We start from the raw sequence: 19,372 nt of genomic DNA, 5'->3' as shown, positions 1-19,372 counted from the left end.
TATCAGGTATCCAGCCCGCCGCTGAGAAACTGTTGCAAGCGGCGCCGCATCAGGCGACCTTCATTGCCAAGACAGCCAACGGACGTGCCGGCCAGGTTGTCCTGGGCAAGATCCGAAGCCGCACCGGCAAGAAACAGCGGGCAATCCAGGGTCAACGCCAAGCGGTTCAAGCGCCCGGCAAAGTCATGGTTATGCGAGTAATTGGAGAAGAGGATCAGCGCCTGTGGGCGAGTCTTCTCGCAGACCAGTGTCAACTCGTCAAACGGCTGCCCCATGCCCAGCACTTTCACGGCCAGGTCATCTCGACTCATCAAGAGCGCCGCCACCAGCAACTCCAACTTACGGCACTCGCCAGCCATGGCCGCCAGCAATACCCGCGGCACGGGTGAAGCACACGCCAATTGCAGGCGCTCCAAGGCACGTACGCGCAGGAAGTTGTCGAAGAACAACCATTCGCTCGCCTGACCGAAACGCCCCTCATGACGCAACAGCTCATTCCACAGAGGCATCAGAATGTCCTGGAACACCACGTCGAGTGGGTAGGTAGCCAGAACCTGCCCATACAAACGTTCCAGTTGACGGTCGTCAAAGTCGCTGATGGCCTGCACCAGCCGCGCCTGCCACTGCGGCCATTCGCCCTCTTCGACGACATCGCGCTCCGCACGAACGGCCTTGGCCTGCTGATCGTCGCGAGCGAGAATCTTGCCCACTTTGCTCACGGCTACGCCGCGCTCGATCCAATCGAGAATACGATGGACTGTCTCTATATCGCCCTTGGAATAGAGGCGATGCCCACTTTCAGTGCGCGTGGGCTGGATTAAGCCGTAACGACGCTCCCAGGCACGCAAGGTGACCGGATTGATGCCTGTCAGTCTCGAGACTTCACGGATCGGAAACAGCTTATCGGAAACCGTTGAATCCAGATGCGAAGCACTATCATGCGGAGCAGTAATCACGGGCATTTTTGACCAAAAAACCAACGTTAACTGGGCGATCATTTAACGCCTTTACACCTGTCTTTTTCAAGTTCTCCGATTTTCGGACCAATGTCGCTGGTGTATTTGGGTAAAACGGGAATAATCCTTGCCTGTTTTTTTGCGCAGCCGCAACACCCCGCGACTACGCCTGTGTGCCACCTACCCGGTTCCGCACACCCGAATATTGGAGATACACAATGTCTACCTCACCCGTCACCCTGATGGTTGCGCGCCGCGTGGCCAAAGGGCGCTATGAAGAATTGATGGCCTGGCTGCGCGAAGGCGAGCAATTGGCCACCGATTTCCCCGGTTACCTGGGCTCCGGCGTGCTGGCCCCACCGCCCGATGACGATGAATTCCAGATCATTTTCCGTTTCGCCGATGAAACCACCTTGCATGCCTGGGAGTTCTCCGCTTCACGCAGCGCGTGGTTGGGCCGTGGCAGCGAACTGTTTGCCGACCCGTCCGAGCATCGCGTGCGTGGCATCGACGGTTGGTTTGGCGCCGCAGGTGCGCGACCGCCACGCTGGAAACAGGCGGTAGCGATCTGGCTGGCGTTTTTCCCGGTGTCGCTGCTGTTCAATTTCGTCCTGAACCCGCTGCTCAGCGAGCTGGAGCTGGCTCCGCGCGTGCTGGTCAGCACCCTGGCCCTTACGCCGCTGATGGTGTACTGGTTCATCCCGCTGTCGACACACCTGCTGGCGAACTGGTTGCATCCCACACCGCCACCGCGCAAGGCCACCGAAGCCGCAGCGTGAATACAGGGGCGGCCGGTCGCTGGTATAGTTCCAACCTGCCAGCGATTCGAGCCTCCCATGACCGCACCAAACGCCCCCATCCTGATCACCGGTGCCGGCCAGCGCGTCGGCCTGCATTGCGCCCAGCGCTTGCTGGATGAAGGGCAACCGGTCATTTTCAGTTACCGCAGTGAACGCCCCGGTGTACACGCCCTGCGCGAGCGTGGTGCGATCGGCCTGTTTGCCGATTTCTCCAGCGAGGCCGGCATCCTGGCCTTTATCGCTGAACTCAAGAGCCAAACTGATAGCCTGCGGGCCATCATCCACAACGCCTCGGCCTGGGTTGCAGAACCCCCTGGCGACGAAAGCCGTGCCTTGACCGACATGTTCAGTGTGCACATGCTTGCGCCGTACCTGATCAACCTGCATTGTTCACCCTTGCTGCAACGTTCTTCACCCGCCGACATCGTGCATATCAGCGATGATGTCGTGCGCAAAGGTAGCCGCCAGCACATCGCCTACTGCGCCACCAAGGCCGGGCTCGATAGCCTCACGCTTTCGTTTGCCGCGCAATTTGCGCCGCGGATCAAGGTCAACGGCATCGCCCCGGCGATGGTGATGTTCAACGAGGGCGATGACGCGGCCTACCGCGCCAAGGTCCTCGCCAAGTCGGCGCTGGGCATCGAGCCCGGGCCCGAGGTGATCTACCAGAGCGTGCGTTACCTGCTGGACAACCCCTATGTCACCGGTACCACCCTGACCGTCAACGGCGGGCGGCATATCAAGTAAGCCGTTTGTGAGGATGTTGTATGACCTTATCCCTGCCCCACCATTACCGCGAGATCCTCAAGGGCCTGGGCGAAGACCCGGAACGCGAAGGCTTGCTCGACACCCCCAAGCGCGCCGCCAAGGCCATGCAGTACCTGTGTCATGGCTACGAGCAGAACCTCGAAGAAATCGTCAACGGCGCGCTGTTCGCCTCCGACAATGACGAGATGGTGATCCTCAAGGACATCGAGTTGTACTCGCTGTGCGAGCACCACCTGCTGCCCTTCATTGGCAAGGCCCATGTGGCCTATATTCCGACCGGCAAGGTGCTGGGCCTGTCAAAGCTGGCGCGCATCGTCGACATGTTCGCGCGGCGCCTGCAGATCCAGGAAAACCTCACGCGGCAGATCGCCGACGCCATCCAGGAAGTGACCCAGGCCGCCGGCGTGGCCGTGGTGATCGAAGCCAAGCACATGTGCATGATGATGCGCGGCGTGGAGAAACAGAATTCAACCATGAACACCTCGGTGATGCTCGGCGCCTTTCGCGAGTCGAACACCACGCGCATGGAGTTCCTGCAACTGATTGGACGGAGCAAGTAGCAATGCCACAACTTCAACCAGGCATGGCGCGCATCCGGGTCAAGGACCTGTGCCTGCGCACCTTTATCGGCATCAACGAGGACGAAATCCTCAACAAGCAGGATGTGCTGATCAACCTGACCATCCTGTATGCCGCCCAGGAAGCCGTGCGTGACAACGATATCGACCACGCGCTGAACTACCGCACCATCACCAAGGCGATCATCGCCCATGTCGAAGGCAACCGCTTTGCCTTGCTCGAACGCCTGACCCAGGAACTGCTGGACCTGGTGATGAGCAACGAATCGGTGCTGTACGCCGAAGTCGAAGTGGACAAGCCCCATGCGCTGCGCTTTGCCGAGTCGGTGTCGATTACCCTGGCGGCCAGCCGCTAACCTCTTGAATCTGCGTGAGCCCTATGAACGACCAACAACGCCTCGAACTTGAAGCCGCCGCCTTTCGCCGGTTGGTGGCGCACCTGGACAGCCGCAAGGATGTGCAGAACATCGACCTGATGAACCTCGCCGGTTTCTGCCGTAACTGCCTGTCGAAGTGGTACAAGGCCGAGGCCGACGAGCGCCAGATCGAGCTGAGCCTCGATGACGCCCGCGAAGTGGTGTACGGCATGCCGTACGCCGAGTGGAAAGCCCAATACCAGAAAGAAGCCAGCGCCGAGCAACAGGCGGCGTTTGCCCAAGGAAAAAACCATGACTGATTTGAATACCCTGCGCGCCAGCCTCAACAGCGGCGAACATGCCTTTGCCGATACCCTGGCGTTCGTCACTGCCGGTTATGACTACCAGCCGCAGGCCTTTACCAATGGCACCGTGGAAAACGCCGCCGGGCAGAACGAAGGTTCATGCAAGACCCTGGGCCTGGCGCTGCTGGAAGGCTTGAGCGATCAGGAAGCACTGCTGGCCTTCGGCGAGCATTACCGCTCGGTGGTGGCGACGCCCGAGGGCAGCGACCATGGCAATATTCGGGCGTTGATTGCCCATGGGTTGGCAGGCGTGAAGTTCGCCGCCCAGCCACTGACCCGCAAATCCTGAGTCAGATGTCGATCAACATGTGGGAGGGGGCTTGCCCCCGATAGCGGTGTCTCAGCTAACGAATACTTGGCTGAAAGACTGCTAGCGGGGGCAAGCCCCCCCCACATTTAAATCGCACTCACAAAAAAACCGGCCTCGCAGCCGGTTTTTTTGCTCAACGGATTTAGAGCGAAGCGTTGCCCAAACCGTCGAGGTAACGCTCGGCATCCAGCGCCGCCATGCAGCCGGCGCCGGCCGAGGTGATAGCCTGGCGATAGACGTGGTCGGCCACGTCACCGGCAGCGAAGATACCTTCGATGTTGGTCGCGGTGGCATTGCCCTCACGGCCGCCCTGTACCACCAGGTAACCGTCCTTGGCGTCCAGCACGCCTTCGAACAGCGAGGTGTTCGGGGTGTGGCCGATGGCGATGAACACGCCGTCGACTTTCAGTTCGTCGAAGCTGCCGTCGTTGTTTTTCAGGCGGGCACCGGTCACGCCCATGTTGTCGCCCAGGACCTCGTCCAGGGTGGCATTGAGCTTGAGGATGATCTTGCCTTCAGCGACACGGGCATGCAGTTTGTCGATCAGGATCTTCTCGGCGCGGAAGGTTTCGCGGCGGTGAACCAGGGTCACGGTGCTGGCGATGTTGGCCAGGTACAGCGCTTCTTCCACCGCGGTGTTGCCACCACCGACCACGGCGACCGGCTTGTTGCGGTAGAAGAAACCGTCGCAGGTCGCGCAGGCAGACACGCCCTTGCCCATGAACGCTTCCTCCGAAGGCAGGCCCAGGTAGCGGGCGCTGGCGCCGGTGGCGATGATCAGCGCATCACAGGTGTAGACGCCGCTGTCGCCGGTCAGGCTGTACGGCTTTTTCGAGAAGTCGACGCTGTTGATGTGATCAAACACGATCTCGGTTTCAAAGCGCTCGGCGTGCTCTTTCATACGCTCCATCAGCACCGGACCGGTCAGGCCGTGGACATCGCCCGGCCAGTTGTCGACTTCAGTGGTGGTGGTCAACTGACCGCCCGCCTGCATGCCGGTGATCAGCAGCGGCTTGAGGTTGGCCCGGGCAGCGTAGACAGCAGCACTGTAACCGGCAGGGCCGGAACCGAGAATAATCACTCGCGAATGACGGGTATCAGACATGAATCACTCCTATCGACCGCCCGGACCACAAGACGGCTGGAATAAAAAAGGGACCACGAAGCACTTGGGGAAGGCTTTCACTCGCAGACCCTGAAAAATAATGGGTGCAGCGTATCGAGGGAGGCAAGATTAAGGAAATACGGAATAACAATCCAGCTCATAGGTGGTCTCTATGCTGTCGACCCGATTAATCGACGCCTTTGTTACCGTTGATGTCGTCATACCAGCCGCGCTTTCGCCCTGCCGGCAAAGCCGGTAAGGTCGGCGCGTTCGTCATCCTGTTCGGAGTCCTCCATGCCCGCCCCCGCTCTTTCCGGTCCGCAATATTTGCGCGAAGGCCTCAAACTGGTCCTCAGCCCTGGCCTGCGCCTGTTTGTGCTGCTGCCGCTGGCGATCAACCTGGTGCTGTTCGTCGGCTTGATCTATTTCGCCGGCCATCAGTTCAGCCTGTGGGTCGACACCTTGATGCCGACCCTGCCCGGCTGGTTGAGTTTCCTCAGCTATATCCTGTGGCCCTTGTTCGTGGTGCTGGTGGTGCTGATGGTGTTTTTCACCTTCACCATGCTCGCCAATATCATCGCGGCACCGTTCAACGGTTTTCTCGCCGAGAAGGTCGAGGTCGTGGTGCGCGGCACCGATGACTTCCCGCCGTTCAGTTGGGGCGAACTGGTGGCCATGGTCCCTCGCACACTGGCCCGGGAAATGCGCAAGCTGGGCTACTTCCTGCCACGGGCCATTGGCCTGTTTATCCTGTCATTCATTCCGGTGGTGAACCTGATCGCCGCGCCGCTGTGGCTGTTGTTCGGCGTGTGGATGATGGCAATCCAGTACATCGACTACCCGGCCGACAACCACAAGCTGGGCTGGAACGAAATGCTCGCCTGGCTGCGCCAGAAACGCTGGCAGAGCATGAGTTTCGGCGGCATCGTCTACCTGGTGTTGCTGGTGCCGGTGGTCAACCTGTTGATGATGCCGGCGGCAGTGGCCGGGGCCACATTGTTCTGGGTACGCGAGCAGGGCGCCGAGGCGATGGCCACGCCAAAGGCAATCAAGTCATAAATCCATCATCTCAATGACACAATGACGACATGGCCCACGGCGACACTGTGGGTCATGACGACAGCTTCGCTTCACATCACCCTGATCACCGAAACCTTCCCGCCAGAGATCAACGGGGTGGCCAATACCCTTGGCCGCCTGTGTGACGGTTTGCGCGCACGCGGCCATCAGGTCGAGCTGGTGCGCCCACGCCAAGGCACCGATCAGAGCCGGACCAGCGACGACCAGTTGTTGCTGTGCCGCGGCTGGCCGTTGCCTGGCTATCCAGGCCTGCAGTGGGGGCAGTCGTCAATGCACAAGCTGCTACGACGCTGGACACGCCAACGCCCGGACGTGCTGTACATCGCCACAGAAGGTCCGCTCGGGTTATCGGCGCTACGCGCCGCGCGTCGCCTGGGGATCAGCGTGGTCAGCGGCTTTCACACCAATTTCCAACAGTACTCGAACCAGTACGGCATGAGCCTGTTGAGCCGCGTGGTCACGCACTACCTGCGCTGGTTTCATAACCGCTCGACCTTGACCCTGGTACCCAGCGCCAGCCAACGCCTGGAACTGGAACGCCGGCACTTCGAGCGCCTGGGGATGTTGTCGCGCGGGGTGGACAGCCAACTGTTCAACCCGGCCAAGCGCGATAACGCATTGCGCGAGAGCTGGGGCCTGGGCAATGACGATATTGCGGTGCTGCATGTCGGGCGCCTGGCGCAGGAAAAGAATCTGGGCATGCTCAAGCGTTGCTTCGATACCCTGCGCGATACTTATCCACAGCGTCGCCTGCAACTGATCGTGGTCGGTGACGGGCCGCAACGTGCGCTGCTGGAGCACGACCTGCCGCAAGCCATATTCTGCGGTACCCGGCGCGGCGAAGAACTGGCGCGACACTACGCCTCGGGAGATCTGTTCCTGTTTCCCAGCCTGACGGAAACCTTCGGCAATGTGGTGCTGGAAGCCATGGCCTCCGGGCTCGCGGTGGTGGCATACGACCAAGCGGCCGCGACCCAGCACATCCGTCATGGTTACAACGGTGTGCTGGCGATGCCCGGCGATGAGGAAGCGTTCTGCGATGCGGCCAATTGGCTGCTGGAAGATCGTGAGCATTTACGCAGGGCACGCCTCAATGCCCGTCGGCATGCCAGTCACCAGGGCTGGCCGGCAATTATCGAGCAGTTCGAGAACCAGCTACGCGGTGTGTGCGGAGAACCTTTTGCTGTTCCCACCCTGCCTTACGTTCGTTGAACGATCGGCGAATGACGTCAGTCGGTTCGCCCTCCTGCCAGCCTAGCCCTTGAATAATGGCTTGCACGACATGACACCTACCAGATGAGGGGACTCCCCCCATGGAGCGCGCTCAAAAAAGAGGCAGGTCATTCATGATCGACAAATAATAGAGAGCCCGCTGGCAATCAGCGGGCGCCCAGCCTTTTACACCAGGCTCATCAACGCCTCACGGCTGAACGGCAGGATGTCACCCTCGCGGCCTTCGCGCACCTTCACTGCCCAATCCGGGTCCACCAGCAAAGCGCGGCCCACGGCGACCAGATCGAACTCATCATTGTTCAAACGCTCCAGCAGTTTTTCCAGACTGGCCGGTTGCGCAACCTTGTCGGTGTTGACCATAAATTGCAGGAACTCGCCATCCAGACCGACACTGCCGACCGTGATGGTCGGTTTACCGGTGAGCTGGCGAGTCCAGCCGGCGAGGTTGAGGTCGGAACCTTCAAATTCAGGTTCCCAGAAACGACGCGTGGAGCAGTGGAATATGTCCACGCCGGCGTCAGACAACGGCTTGAGAAATTCGCCCAGCGCCTCGGGGGTTTGCACCAGACGTGCGCTGTAGTCCTGCTGTTTCCACTGGGAGAAACGGAAGATGATCGGAAAGTCCGGGCCAACTGCGGCGCGGGTTGCCTGGATCAGCTCGATGGCAAAGCGCGAGCGGTTGGCCAGGCTGCCACCGTATTCGTCGGTACGCTGGTTGCTGCCTTCCCAAAAGAACTGGTCGACCAGATAGCCGTGGGCACCGTGGATTTCCACGCCGTCCATGCCGATGCGTTGGGCATCCTTGGCCGCCTGGGCGAAGGCGTTGATCACGTCTTTGATGTCTTGGGTGGTCATGCCGTGAACGACCACGTTGCCATCCTTGAGTTTTTCCATCGGGCCATACGCTGGCACGCTGGCATCAGGCTCAGTACCGATACGGCGCACGCTGCCCACATGCCACAACTGCGGGACGATCTTGCCGCCTTCGGCGTGCACGGCGTCGACCACCTTCTTCCAGCCGGCCAGCGCCGCTTCGCCATAGAAATGCGGAACATTCGGGTAGCCGTTGGAGGCCAGGTGACCGACCACGGTGCCTTCGGTGATGATCAAGCCCACGCCTGCGGCGGCACGGCGGCGGTAGTACTCGATGACCTTGGCGTTAGGCACGCCACCTGGGGAAAAAGAACGGGTCATCGGCGCCATGACCACACGGGTCGACAGCTGCAGTGCACCGAGCTGGAACGGTTTGAACAAGGCTTGGACAGGCATGGGAGCACTCCACGGGAGACGGGGTTTATGATGCGGATAATATGAGGAGTGCGAAGTGCTGAGTAGCACTATTGATCTGGGTGATTAAGGGATAAAAGTAGAAGCCCGCCGGTTGTCACCAACCTGTGGCGAGCGTGCTGTTCAAGCCAGGGCTTTTTCGATGGCCTGGACGACCGTCGGATCTTCCGGCGCGGTACGCGGCGAAAAGCGCGCAAGCACCCGACCATCCTTGCCCAATAGGAATTTCTCGAAGTTCCAAGTGATATCCCCTGGAAACTCGGCCCCCTCGCCCGCCAGCAAACGGTACAACTGATGACGCTCAGGGCCGTTTACATCGAGTTTGCTGCCCAGGGGGAAGGTCACGCCGTAGTTCAGGTCGCAGAACTCGCGGATTTCCTCTTCGGTGCCCGGTTCCTGGCTTGCAAACTGGTTGCACGGCAGGCCAAGCACGGTAAAACCCTGGTTCTTGTATTGCTGGTAGAGGTTTTCCAACGCCGCATATTGCGGGGTCAAGCCACATTTGGAAGCCACGTTGACCACCAGCACAACTTGCCCCTTGAAGGGCGCCAGCGCCAGCTCTTGTCCGTCCAAAGCTTTGAGTTTCAGATCGTGGAAAGCACTCATGACGAACTCCAGATATCCCATGTTCTTAGCATTGCGGCTGTTCGAGATTACAACCCGCAAGTCTGCAATCATAGACGCCGATTACAAAACTCGCCTGCGAACTACTGAGCGGTCGGCCACGGCAAAATCGGTATCGCGGTGACTGCGTTCTGTGGGCTGCCTTCGATCAGGCGGTCGCTGTAGACCAGGTACACCAGGGTATTGCGCTTCTTGTCGAGGAAACGCACCACCTGCATGGTCTTGAACACCAGCGAGGTACGTTCCTTGAATACTTCGTCGCCATCCTTGAGTTCACCCTTGAAGCGGATCGGCCCGACCTGACGGCAGGCGATCGATGCCTCGGCACGGTCTTCGGCCAAGCCCAGCCCGCCTTTCACGCCGCCGGTCTTGGCGCGCGACAGGTAGCAGGTCACACCGTCGACCTTGGGGTCATCGAACGCTTCGACCACGATCCGGTCGTTGGGGCCGACAAATTTGAACACCGTCGAAACCTGGCCAATCTCTTCGGCCGAGGCCAGCAATGGCATGGCCAACAGCAGGCCGAGCAATCCCTTCATCACGCGCATCGTGTATTCCTTTCGTTTAAACCAGGATCAGGTTGTCGCGGTGCACCAGTTCCGGTTCCGCCATGTAACCCAATAGACCGACAATCGCATCAGACGACTGCCCAATGATTTTCTGCGCTTCCAGGGCACTGTAATTGGCCAGGCCACGGGCGATTTCGCGTCCGTCCGACGCCACGCATACCACCATCTCGCCGCGGCGGAAGCTGCCCTGCACCAATTTGACGCCCACAGGCAACAGGCTCTTGTTGCCTTGGGACAGTGCCGATACGGCGCCATCATCCAGCACCAGGGTGCCACGGGTTTGCAGATGCCCGGCCAGCCACTGCTTGCGCGCCGCCAGCATGCCACGCTCGGGCGACAACAGCGTGCCGATGCGTTCACCGGCCTTGAGGCGATCCAGCACACGTTCCAGGCGCCCACCGACGATGATGGTATGGGCGCCGGAACGTGCAGCCAGGCGCGCGGCGCGCAGCTTGGTCTGCATGCCACCACGCCCCAGGGCGCCGCCAACGCTGCCAGCCACGGCGTCCAGCGCCGGGTCATCGGCGCGGGCTTCGTAGATCAGTTGGGCATCAGGGTTGTTGCGGGGGTCGGCGTCGAACATGCCGTCGCGGTCGGTAAGGATGACCAGCAAGTCGGCTTCCACCAGGTTGGCCACCAGGGCAGCCAGGGTGTCGTTGTCGCCGAAACGGATTTCGTCGGTGACCACCGTGTCGTTCTCGTTGATCACCGGGATGACCTTGAGCTCCACCAGGGCGCGCAAGGTACTGCGGGCGTTGAGGTAACGCTTGCGGTCTGACAGGTCGTCGTGGGTCAGCAGGATCTGCGCCGTATGGCGACCGTGCTCGGCAAAGCTGGACTCCCAGGCTTGCACCAGGCCCATCTGGCCGATAGCGGCGGCGGCTTGCAGTTCGTGCATCGCGCTGGGTCGCGCGGTCCAGCCGAGGCGGCTCATTCCGGCGGCAACCGCCCCGGACGAGACCAGTACCAACTCGACACCCGCCTCATGCAAGGCCACCATCTGCTCGACCCAGACGCTCATGGCTGCGCGATCGAGCCCCTTGCCATCCGCCGTCAACAGCGCACTTCCGATCTTTACGACCCAGCGCTGCGCACCTGTCACTTTGCTCCGCATCATCTTCAACCTTAGATAGAGGGCTGCACGCGACCCAGCGCCGCCCATAACGTTATTAGTGACTACAGGTATACCCAGATACCAAAACGCCGCTCCTGGGAGCGGCGTTCAAGTTTATCGCAACGGATCAGTCGCGCACGTAAATGATTTCCGGACCGTCTTCATCATCCACGTCTTCCTCGTCCCAATCATCGTCGCCGATGTCATGGACCGACTTCACGCCGCTGCGACGCAGGGCACGCTGGTCATCCAGAGCCTGCAGCTGGGCACGGGCTTCGTCTTCGATGCGCTGGTCGAGCTCGGCGAGTTCGGCCTTGAACACCGGGTCGGCCGCCAGGCGGTCGGCGCGGTCTTCCAGGTAGCGCATGATGTCGCGGGTCAGGCGCTCGGTGCCTTCTTTGGCGATGGCCGAGATCACGTAGACCGGACCTGTCCATTCCAGGCGATCGACGATTTCCTTGACGCGCTCCTCGTGCTCTTCTTCGAGGATCTGGTCGCATTTGTTCAGCACCAGCCAGCGATCCCGCTCAGCCAGGGACGGGCTGAACTTGGTCAGCTCGCTGACAATCACTTCGGCGGCGTCCGGTGCACTGGTGTCATCCAGCGGCGCCATGTCGACGAGGTGCAGCAGCAAACGGGTACGCGACAAATGCTTGAGGAAGCGAATACCCAGACCAGCACCATCGGAAGCACCTTCGATCAGGCCGGGGATGTCAGCGATCACGAAGCTTTTCCAACGATCGACACTGACCACACCCAGGTTCGGCACCAAGGTGGTGAACGGGTAGTCGGCGACTTTCGGCTTGGCGGCAGAGACCGAGCGGATGAAGGTACTTTTGCCGGCGTTTGGCAGGCCCAGCAGGCCCACGTCGGCGAGGACTTTCATTTCCAGCTTGAGGTCACGCTGTTCGCCCGGCTTGCCCGGCGTGGTCTGGCGTGGCGCACGGTTGGTACTGGACTTGAATCGGGTGTTACCCAGACCGTGCCAGCCGCCCTGCACAACCATCAGCTTCTGGCCGGCCTTGGTCAGGTCCCCAATAACTTCCTGGGTGGCGGAGTCGATGATCGTGGTGCCGACCGGTACGCGCAGTACCAGGTCTTCGCCTTTTTTACCGGTGCAATCGGTGCTGCCACCGTTGGAGCCACGCTCGGCATCGAAGTGCCGGGTGTAACGGTAGTCCACCAGGGTGTTGAGGTTTTCGTCGGCCATCATGTAGATGGAACCGCCGTCACCGCCGTCACCGCCGTTGGGGCCACCGTTTTCGATGAATTTTTCGCGACGGAAACTCATGCAACCGTTACCGCCGTCGCCTGCTTTTACTCGGATGGAAACTTCATCAACGAACTTCATAACAAAACGCCTCTCGCCGCACGGACGAGCTTAAGAAACCAAGACATAAGACTCTTGCAAAAATGAGCGCAGCGACCTCAATCAACGACCGCAAATCCAGCGCTTGAGCCCATTACAAACAGCTTTGCAAGAGACTCACCCCACAAACGAAAAAGCCCCGTCGCGAGACAGGGCTTTTCCAGCAACTACGTAATTATGCCGCGACGACGTCAGTCTTCGGGACAATGCTCACGTAACGACGACCGAAGGCGCCTTTTACTTCGAACTTGATCACGCCTTCGACTTTAGCGAAGAGAGTGTGATCTTTACCCATGCCAACACCGTAACCGGCGTGGAATTGGGTGCCGCGCTGACGCACGATGATGTTGCCCGGGATGATTACCTGGCCGCCATACATCTTCACGCCAAGGCGTTTGGCTTCTGAGTCGCGACCGTTACGGGTACTACCACCAGCTTTTTTGTGTGCCATGAGTCAATTCTCCTAGTGAGGAATTAGGCTGAAATTAAGCCTGAATACCGGTGATTTTGATCTCGGTGTACCACTGGCGGTGGCCCATACGCTTCATGTGGTGCTTACGACGACGGAACTTGATGATGCGGACTTTATCGTGACGACCTTGGGAGATCACTTCAGCCACAACGGTAGCGCCAGCAACAACTGGAGCGCCGATGTTCACGTCATCGCCATTGGCGACCAACAGAACGCGATCAAAGGTAACGGAGTCGCCGGTAGCGAGTTCCAGTTTTTCGATCTTCAGGTATTCACCTGGGGCGACCTTGTATTGCTTGCCACCAGTAACAATTACTGCGTACGACATGGTATTTCTCCGATAATCCTGCTCACCCAGCGCTTTATAAGAAGAGGTATTGGCTGGCATGGCTGCATGGGATGGACGTCCCGAATGCAATTGCGTAAGGCAGGTGCTGCCCAGGAAGTTCAGGGTGCGCGATTGTACGCAAGCCTTTGACGCCTTGCAAGTGGCCGTCTATCGCGCCTTGACACTCGGGGGTCAGGGTCCTAGCATGCCGCGCAACCCTTCTGGAGCGACTGTCGCTGATGCAACCCCAAGCTTTCTACCGCGCGGTCGCGGACGATTTTAGCGCCGTCGACGGCATCATCAAGCAGCAGCTGACTTCTAAAGTGCCGCTGGTCTCCAAAATTGGCGACTATATTACGTCGGCGGGCGGCAAACGCCTGCGTCCTTTATTAGTGTTGCTGTGTGGCAAGGCCCTGGGCCGCGAAGGCGATGACCTGCGCCTGCTGGCCGCCACCATCGAATTCCTGCACACCGCCACCCTGCTGCATGACGACGTGGTCGACATGTCCGGCATGCGCCGTGGCCGTGAAACTGCCAATGCCATGTGGGGCAATGCGCCCAGCGTGCTGGTCGGCGACTTCCTGTACTCGCGCTCATTCGAAATGATGGTCGAACTGGGTTCGATGCCGGTGATGAAGATTCTTTCACAGGCCACGCGCATCATCGCCGAAGGCGAAGTGCTGCAGCTGTCGAAGGTTCGCGACGCCAGCACCACCGAAGAAACCTACATGGAAGTGATTCGCGGCAAGACCGCGATGCTCTTCGAAGCCTCGACCCACAGCGCCGCAGCCCTGTGCGAAGCGACTGCCGAACAGGCCGAAGCCCTGCGTACCTTTGGCGACCACCTGGGCGTGGCGTTCCAACTGGTGGACGACTTGCTCGACTACCGTGGTGACGCCGAAACCCTGGGCAAGAACGTCGGTGACGACCTGGCCGAGGGCAAACCGACCTTGCCGCTGATCTACACCATGCGCGAAGGTACGCCGGAACAGGCGGCCCTGGTGCGCAAGGCGATCCAGAAAGGCGGGATCGAAGACCTGGAAAGCATCCGCGCAGCCGTGGAAGCCTCGGGCTCGCTGGAATACACCGCACAACTGGCACGCGACTACGTGGCCCGTGCGATCAAGTGCCTGGAAGCCCTTCCAGCCAGCGAATACCGGGACGCCCTGGTGGAGCTGAGTGAGTTTGCGGTCGCGCGCACGCACTGACACCTGCAGACGCGGGCCAATGTGGGAGGAGGCTTGCTCCCTCCCACACTTAGTTTGTACTCCCCATCCAAGAGCGCGCCCTGCCTCGCTGCAATTCCCTATATAATGTGCGACTTTTAGCCATCCTGACCTTTAAGGAGCTTTAGTGAGCACGTTGCCACCCTGCCCGAAATGCAATTCCGAATACACCTACGAAGACGGCGCACAACTGATCTGCCCGGAATGCGCCCATGAGTGGTCCGCCACAGGCGAGGCCGAAGCGGCCGGCGATGAAACCGTGAAGAAAGACTCTGTGGGCAACGTCCTGCAGGACGGCGACACCATCACCGTGATCAAGGACCTCAAGGTCAAGGGCACCTCCCTGGTGGTCAAGGTCGGCACCAAGGTCAAGAATATTCGCCTGTGCGACGGCGACCACGATATCGACTGCAAGATCGACGGTATCGGCCCGATGAAACTCAAGTCCGAGTTCGTTCGCAAAGTCTGATCCTGTTGCCGCCATCCCGCGCCCGCCGCGGGATGGCGTTTCGCCCTCCGCGTTGATCGAACGCAATACCCACACAGAAAAATCCACAAACCGCCAATAGGCACTTGCTATTCCACGAATAAGAATTATTCTCATTGAAACCCATCAAGGAGAACGACCATGACTTATTTGATAGATGCCTGGCTGGACCGTCCCCACCCTTACCTGCGAATCCTTCATCGGGAAACCGGAGAAGTCTGTGCCGTGCTGGAGGAGGAAGCGTTGAACGAACTGCAGGACCAAGGCGACCTGGACGTGAATGGCCTGAGTTCCAGTGAACCCGGTGTACTGAAGGAAGTGGTGCGTAACCTGTTTCTATTCTGCTATGCCCGGGCATTGCGCCCGACGACAGAGCTCAATGGCAAGTTTCATCCATGAGCAACCCTGCAAAATCCTGTAGGAGCGAGTGTGCTCGCGAAGAACGCACAAGCAACGCGTTCATCCAGGATGCCCGCGTCATCGTTGACGTGTTTCGCGAGCACGCTGGCTCCTACAGGTAATCAAAAGCAGGTCTTACAGAACGTCGAGCAGCTCGACGTCGAATACCAGAACGCTGTGCGGCGGGATGCTGCCAACGCCTTGAGCGCCGTAAGCCAGCTCGCTCGGCACGTACAGGCGCCATTTGCTGCCAGCATTCATCAGTTGCAGCGCTTCGGTCCAACCGGCAATCACGCCGCCAACCGGGAATTCTGCTGGCTGACCACGCTCGTAGGAGCTGTCGAACACAGTGCCGTCGATCAGGGTGCCGTGGTAGTGCGTACGCACCTGGTCTTCACGGGTCGGCTTGGCGCCATCACCGGCAGTCAGTACTTCAAATTGCAGGCCGGAAGCCAGAGTGGTGATGCCATCACGCTTGGCGTTTTCAGCCAGGAAAGCCAGGCCAGCGCCAGCAGCGGCTTCAGCCTTGGCAGCGGCTTCGGCTTGCATGATTTCGCGGATGACCTTGAAGCTGGCGGCCATTTGCTCTTGGTCAACACGGCTTGGCTTGCCGGCGAACGCGTCGGTCAGGCCCGCCAGGATCGCGTCAAGGCTTACACCGGGTGGTGGGTTGTCGCGCAGTTGGTCGCCCAACTGACGGCCGATGCCGTAGCTGACGCGGGTTTCGTCGGTGGACAGATTAACTTCGGACATGAAGAGGCTCCGCTGTAGGGCAGCTGGTTTCCCGTACTACCCAGAACTAAAAGGGCCAGCAGACTAGCACAGAAAATGAGTGCGGGATGAGAGCCGCCGTCATGCCTGCCTGGGGCCGGCGCTCGGTTATACCGGGCTCCACGCGTCGGTTTGCAAATTAATCGTTTCAGTTTCCCGCCCCCCCGCCGATATGGCCTGAACACCTTGGCTGGCTCAAACAACAACACCGTCCAGCAGACAGACATCAACTTTGCGGAGCATTAGATGAACAGCTGGTTCGGTAACATCAGCGTCAACCTCAAACTGGGCCTGGGCTTCGGCCTGGTGCTTGTCCTCACCTCGATCCTGGCGCTGACCGGCTGGACCAGCCTGGGCAGCCTGATCGACCGTAGCAACTGGATGAGCGATATCACCCAGCTCAACGCCTCCCTGACCAAGCTGCGCATCGTGCGCCTGCAATACATGCTGGCCAACGGCGATGAAGCCGTTGCACAAAACGTACAGACCAGCCTGGACGCGTTCGCCGCCCAGCAGCAAAAGCTCCTGGACAGCTTCAAGAGCCCGGAGAACGTCAAGCTGCTCAACGAGCAAAAGGCTATCATCACGGCATATCAGCAGTCCCTGAACAAGATGCGCGAGGCCTACCGCAACGGCAACGCCGCACGCCAGGTAATGGGCGATAAGGCCGATATAGCTAACGCACAGATCGACGCACTGGACACCAACGTGCAACAGATGCCCGAAAGCCCGGAACGTTTCACTCAGTTCCAGGCCGTGACCCATGCCAAGCAAGAGTTCCAGTTGGCCCGCTACGAAGTGCGCGGCTATACTGGTAATGTCAACGCCGATACCGAAGCCCGCGCAGCGGCACAAATCGAAAAAGCCATCAGCGGCCTCAAGGGCCTTGGCGCAGCGTTCGGTACCAGCCAACAGAGTGCGCTCAGCGCACTGGAAAGCGCCCTCGGTGCCTATCGCAGCGCCGTGCAGAACTACAAGGCAGCCAATGCCAATATCGTCTCGGCACGCGCTGAAATGACCACCCAAGGTGCCGATATCGTCACCATCAGCGACAAGCTCTACGACATCCAGCTGGATCGTCGTGACGCTGAAAGCGCCCAGGCCCGCAGCCTGCAATTGATCAGCACCTTGCTCGCCCTGCTGGTGGGCATCATCGCCGCCCTGGTTATCACCCGCCAGATCACCCGCCCGATCCAGGAAACCTTGGCCGTGGTGGAACGCATTGCTTCCGGCGACCTGAGCCACAATATCCAGGTCACCCGCCGCGATGAACTGGGCGTATTGCAACAAGGCATCCAGCGCATGGGCACGACCCTGCGTGAACTGATCAGCGGCATTCGCGACGGCGTAACCCAGATCGCCAGCGCCGCCGAAGAGTTATCGGCCGTCACCGAGCAGACCAGTGCCGGTGTGAACAGCCAGAAGATCGAGACCGATCAGGTCGCCACGGCGATGCACGAAATGACCGCCACCGTGCAGGAAGTTGCACGCAACGCCGAACAAGCCTCCCTGGCCGCAGCCGATGCCGATGGCCAGGCCCGTGCAGGCGACAAAGTGGTGGCCGAGGCCATCGCCCAGATCGAACGCCTGGCAGCCGAAGTGGCGCGCTCCACCGACGCCATGGCGCACCTGCAACAAGAGAGCAACAAAATCGGCAGCGTGATGGACGTGATCAAGGCCGTGGCCGAGCAAACCAACCTGCTGGCCCTCAACGCGGCGATTGAAGCGGCGCGTGCCGGTGAAGCCGGTCGCGGGTTTGCCGTGGTCGCCGACGAAGTACGTGGCCTGGCCCAGCGCACACAGAAATCCACCGAGGAAATCGAAGGCCTGGTGGCCGGTTTGCAGAACGGCACCCAGCAAGTGGCCAACGTGATGAACAACAGCCGCAGCCTCACCGACAGCAGCGTCGAACTGACCCGCAAGGCCGGTGTGTCGCTGGAGAACATCACCCGGACGGTGTCGAACATCCAGTCGATGAACCAGCAGATCGCCGCCGCCGCCGAACAGCAAAGCGCCGTGGCCGAAGAGATCAGCCGTAGTATCGTCAATGTGCGTGATGTGTCGGAACAGACCGCCACCGCGAGCGAAGAAACGGCCAAGTCGAGTGTGGAACTGGCGCGCCTGGGTAGCCAGTTGCAGCAGATGGTCAGCCACTTCCGGGTGTAAGAAACCAAAAAGCCGCTTCGGTATTAACCGAAGCGGCTCCACTTCTCAGACCTTACAGGTCATCGAAGCTGTCCCGCAGGAATGTCCACACGTGATAAACACGTACGGCATTCACTACGAGGTTCCATGTACGTCGTGCAAACCTAGACATACTCGGCCCTCCGTGAGTTGGGCCTTACCTCCAGCACACTTACCGGAACACGTGAGCCTTTGGATGCGGGTCAACGCTTCCTGTGAGGCGGCCGGGCTTTGGTTCCTCCCGCATGAATCCGGCACGGATTACTAGCCCGTGGCGTTCGGTCCATAATTCCGCGCGCATACCCAGCCACCTACAAAACGACATACTTGGAACGGGGGTGATACTAATCAACATCTGGATCAAAGGTGTGACAGGTGACGATAAACCTGCTGGAAAGATCAACTGAAATATTGCAAATTTTTGCCATCGACTCTCAACAGAAATAAAGTCGACAGATAAAAAGTAATGACCCTCGCCAAGCCTTGCGCGATACGATAACCGGCATTAGTATCCTTGGGCGGGTCAGCGCTTCCTGTAAGAATGCAACCCCAGCCACTAACTGGGATTGCAAAAAAAACCGCCTACCAAGGCGGTTTTTTATTACCTGCGATTTGCCTCTCAGCCCTCGCCTTCCTCAACAAACACCAGCCGATTCCCAAACGGATCCTTGATGCTCATCTCCCGCGAGCCCCAAGGCGTTTGCTCCACCCCAGGCTTGGCATACCGGTAGCCCTTGCCCACCAACTGCTGCTGGTACGCGTCCACCCCTTGCGCCTGAATCCGCACCGCCGCGCCCGGCGAAGCATCGCCATGATGCTCGGACAAATGCAGCACACACTCGCCCAATGACACCTGCAGGTACAACGGAAAATTCGCCTCGAAGCGATGCTGCCAGTCGACCTTGAACCCGAGGAAATCGACGTAGAATTCCAACGCCTTGGCCTCATCGAAAATCCGCAGGATGGGAATGACTTTTCCTAAGTGCATGGC

23 protein-coding genes and 1 pseudogene are annotated in these 19,372 nt (G+C 59.7%); 13 read left to right on the top strand and 11 right to left on the bottom strand.

All coding sequences use genetic code 11. The features are described 5' to 3' along the window. Positions 1–2 precede the first annotated feature (2 nt). Positions 3–962 carry a MerR family transcriptional regulator gene (locus A7317_RS24390; RefSeq protein ID WP_069076989.1) on the bottom strand — a complete coding sequence of 320 codons (960 nt, stop codon included), beginning with the start codon at positions 960–962 and terminating at the stop codon, positions 3–5. A 212-nt stretch (positions 963–1,174) separates the two neighbouring features. Between A7317_RS24390 and A7317_RS24385 the strand changes: the two genes are divergently transcribed. The 6 genes from A7317_RS24385 to A7317_RS24360 are packed head-to-tail and all read left to right on the top strand — an operon-like array spanning position 1,175 to position 4,112. Further along, positions 1,175–1,735: an antibiotic biosynthesis monooxygenase gene (locus A7317_RS24385; protein ID WP_024077358.1), complete on the top strand. Its 561-nt coding sequence runs from the start codon at positions 1,175–1,177 to the stop codon at positions 1,733–1,735. 57 nt (positions 1,736–1,792) lie between these two features. Then, positions 1,793–2,503: a dihydromonapterin reductase gene (gene folM / locus A7317_RS24380; protein WP_069076988.1), complete on the top strand. Its 711-nt coding sequence runs from the start codon at positions 1,793–1,795 to the stop codon at positions 2,501–2,503. A gap of 20 nt (positions 2,504–2,523) precedes the next feature. Then, positions 2,524–3,084, top strand: a complete 561-nt coding sequence (folE, locus tag A7317_RS24375) for a GTP cyclohydrolase I FolE (RefSeq protein ID WP_024077360.1) — start codon at positions 2,524–2,526, stop codon at positions 3,082–3,084. A 2-nt stretch (positions 3,085–3,086) separates the two neighbouring features. Continuing rightward, positions 3,087–3,458: a dihydroneopterin triphosphate 2'-epimerase gene (folX, locus tag A7317_RS24370; RefSeq protein ID WP_003194073.1), complete on the top strand. Its 372-nt coding sequence runs from the start codon at positions 3,087–3,089 to the stop codon at positions 3,456–3,458. Positions 3,459–3,481: 23 nt separating this feature from the next. After that, entirely contained in the window at positions 3,482–3,778 is a 297-nt protein-coding gene (locus A7317_RS24365; protein ID WP_069076987.1) for a DUF1244 domain-containing protein, read from the top strand. After that, entirely contained in the window at positions 3,771–4,112 is a 342-nt protein-coding gene (locus tag A7317_RS24360; protein ID WP_024077362.1) for a HopJ type III effector protein, read from the top strand. Before A7317_RS24365 ends, A7317_RS24360 begins: the two co-directional genes overlap by 8 nt. 163 nt (positions 4,113–4,275) lie before the next feature. Here A7317_RS24360 and trxB read toward each other — a convergent pair whose 3' ends face one another. Beyond that, the gene (gene trxB / locus A7317_RS24355; RefSeq protein WP_024077363.1) at positions 4,276–5,238 is read right to left on the bottom strand and encodes a thioredoxin-disulfide reductase; all 963 of its coding nucleotides are present in this window, start codon (positions 5,236–5,238) and stop codon (positions 4,276–4,278) included. Positions 5,239–5,532: 294 nt separating this feature from the next. On the opposite strand from trxB, the gene cysZ reads away from it, so the two are divergent. Together cysZ and A7317_RS24345 are read left to right on the top strand one after the other, a co-directional pair. After that, a complete protein-coding gene (gene cysZ, locus A7317_RS24350; RefSeq protein WP_024077364.1) occupies positions 5,533–6,297 on the top strand; it encodes a sulfate transporter CysZ in 765 nt (254 codons plus the stop codon). 54 nt (positions 6,298–6,351) lie between these two features. Next, a complete protein-coding gene (locus tag A7317_RS24345; protein WP_041161021.1) occupies positions 6,352–7,530 on the top strand; it encodes a glycosyltransferase family 4 protein in 1,179 nt (392 codons plus the stop codon). A gap of 186 nt (positions 7,531–7,716) precedes the next feature. Here the strand turns inward: A7317_RS24345 and A7317_RS24340 are convergent, their stop codons facing one another. The 7 genes from A7317_RS24340 to rplU all read right to left on the bottom strand — a co-directional run bounded on the left by A7317_RS24340 (position 7,717) and on the right by rplU (position 13,314). Then, positions 7,717–8,820: an NADH:flavin oxidoreductase gene (locus A7317_RS24340; protein ID WP_024077366.1), complete on the bottom strand. Its 1,104-nt coding sequence runs from the start codon at positions 8,818–8,820 to the stop codon at positions 7,717–7,719. 141 nt (positions 8,821–8,961) lie between these two features. Next, positions 8,962–9,444: a glutathione peroxidase gene (locus A7317_RS24335; protein WP_024077367.1), complete on the bottom strand. Its 483-nt coding sequence runs from the start codon at positions 9,442–9,444 to the stop codon at positions 8,962–8,964. Positions 9,445–9,545: 101 nt separating this feature from the next. Then, positions 9,546–10,010: a CreA family protein gene (locus A7317_RS24330; protein ID WP_015885841.1), complete on the bottom strand. Its 465-nt coding sequence runs from the start codon at positions 10,008–10,010 to the stop codon at positions 9,546–9,548. A gap of 16 nt (positions 10,011–10,026) precedes the next feature. After that, on the bottom strand, positions 10,027–11,145 hold the full coding sequence (gene proB, locus A7317_RS24325; RefSeq protein ID WP_041161022.1) for a glutamate 5-kinase: 1,119 nt from the start codon (positions 11,143–11,145) through the stop codon (positions 10,027–10,029). A gap of 127 nt (positions 11,146–11,272) precedes the next feature. Next, positions 11,273–12,496, bottom strand: coding sequence for an Obg family GTPase CgtA (gene cgtA, locus A7317_RS24320; protein ID WP_024077369.1), 1,224 nt, complete (start codon positions 12,494–12,496; stop codon positions 11,273–11,275). Between the two features lie 193 nt (positions 12,497–12,689). After that, positions 12,690–12,965, bottom strand: coding sequence for a 50S ribosomal protein L27 (rpmA, locus tag A7317_RS24315; RefSeq protein WP_024077370.1), 276 nt, complete (start codon positions 12,963–12,965; stop codon positions 12,690–12,692). Between the two features lie 34 nt (positions 12,966–12,999). Further along, the gene (gene rplU / locus A7317_RS24310; RefSeq protein WP_017847748.1) at positions 13,000–13,314 is read right to left on the bottom strand and encodes a 50S ribosomal protein L21; all 315 of its coding nucleotides are present in this window, start codon (positions 13,312–13,314) and stop codon (positions 13,000–13,002) included. Between the two features lie 239 nt (positions 13,315–13,553). Between rplU and A7317_RS24305 the strand changes: the two genes are divergently transcribed. The 3 genes from A7317_RS24305 to A7317_RS24295 all read left to right on the top strand — a co-directional run bounded on the left by A7317_RS24305 (position 13,554) and on the right by A7317_RS24295 (position 15,426). After that, positions 13,554–14,522 (top strand): polyprenyl synthetase family protein, encoded by a 969-nt coding sequence (locus A7317_RS24305; protein ID WP_024077372.1) that lies wholly within the window; start codon positions 13,554–13,556, stop codon positions 14,520–14,522. A gap of 145 nt (positions 14,523–14,667) precedes the next feature. Next, a complete protein-coding gene (locus A7317_RS24300) occupies positions 14,668–15,009 on the top strand; it encodes a zinc ribbon domain-containing protein YjdM (RefSeq protein ID WP_024077373.1) in 342 nt (113 codons plus the stop codon). A gap of 159 nt (positions 15,010–15,168) precedes the next feature. Beyond that, positions 15,169–15,426: a hypothetical protein gene (locus A7317_RS24295; RefSeq protein WP_024077374.1), complete on the top strand. Its 258-nt coding sequence runs from the start codon at positions 15,169–15,171 to the stop codon at positions 15,424–15,426. A gap of 135 nt (positions 15,427–15,561) precedes the next feature. Here the strand turns inward: A7317_RS24295 and A7317_RS24290 are convergent, their stop codons facing one another. Continuing rightward, entirely contained in the window at positions 15,562–16,179 is a 618-nt protein-coding gene (locus A7317_RS24290) for an FKBP-type peptidyl-prolyl cis-trans isomerase (protein WP_003176055.1), read from the bottom strand. A gap of 264 nt (positions 16,180–16,443) precedes the next feature. Between A7317_RS24290 and A7317_RS31710 the strand changes: the two are divergent. Together A7317_RS31710 and A7317_RS31705 are read left to right on the top strand one after the other, a co-directional pair. Next, positions 16,444–17,508 (top strand): annotated as a pseudogene (locus A7317_RS31710) (methyl-accepting chemotaxis protein); the annotation flags it as partial. Beyond that, on the top strand, positions 17,500–18,363 hold the full coding sequence (locus A7317_RS31705) for a methyl-accepting chemotaxis protein (protein ID WP_371128911.1): 864 nt from the start codon (positions 17,500–17,502) through the stop codon (positions 18,361–18,363). The pseudogene A7317_RS31710 and the gene A7317_RS31705, both read left to right, overlap by 9 nt. 637 nt (positions 18,364–19,000) lie before the next feature. On the opposite strand, the gene A7317_RS24280 is transcribed toward A7317_RS31705, so the two are convergent. Beyond that, complete coding sequence (locus A7317_RS24280) at positions 19,001–19,369, bottom strand: glyoxalase superfamily protein (RefSeq protein ID WP_069076985.1); 369 nt, start codon at positions 19,367–19,369, stop codon at positions 19,001–19,003. Between the last annotated feature and the right edge of the window lie 3 nt (positions 19,370–19,372).

The sequence above is a fragment of the Pseudomonas fluorescens genome (assembly GCF_001708445.1).
Taxonomy (GTDB): domain Bacteria; phylum Pseudomonadota; class Gammaproteobacteria; order Pseudomonadales; family Pseudomonadaceae; genus Aquipseudomonas; species Aquipseudomonas gorinensis.
Note: the sequence above shows the minus strand (reverse complement) of the source record. Positions and strands in the feature narration are given on the sequence as shown.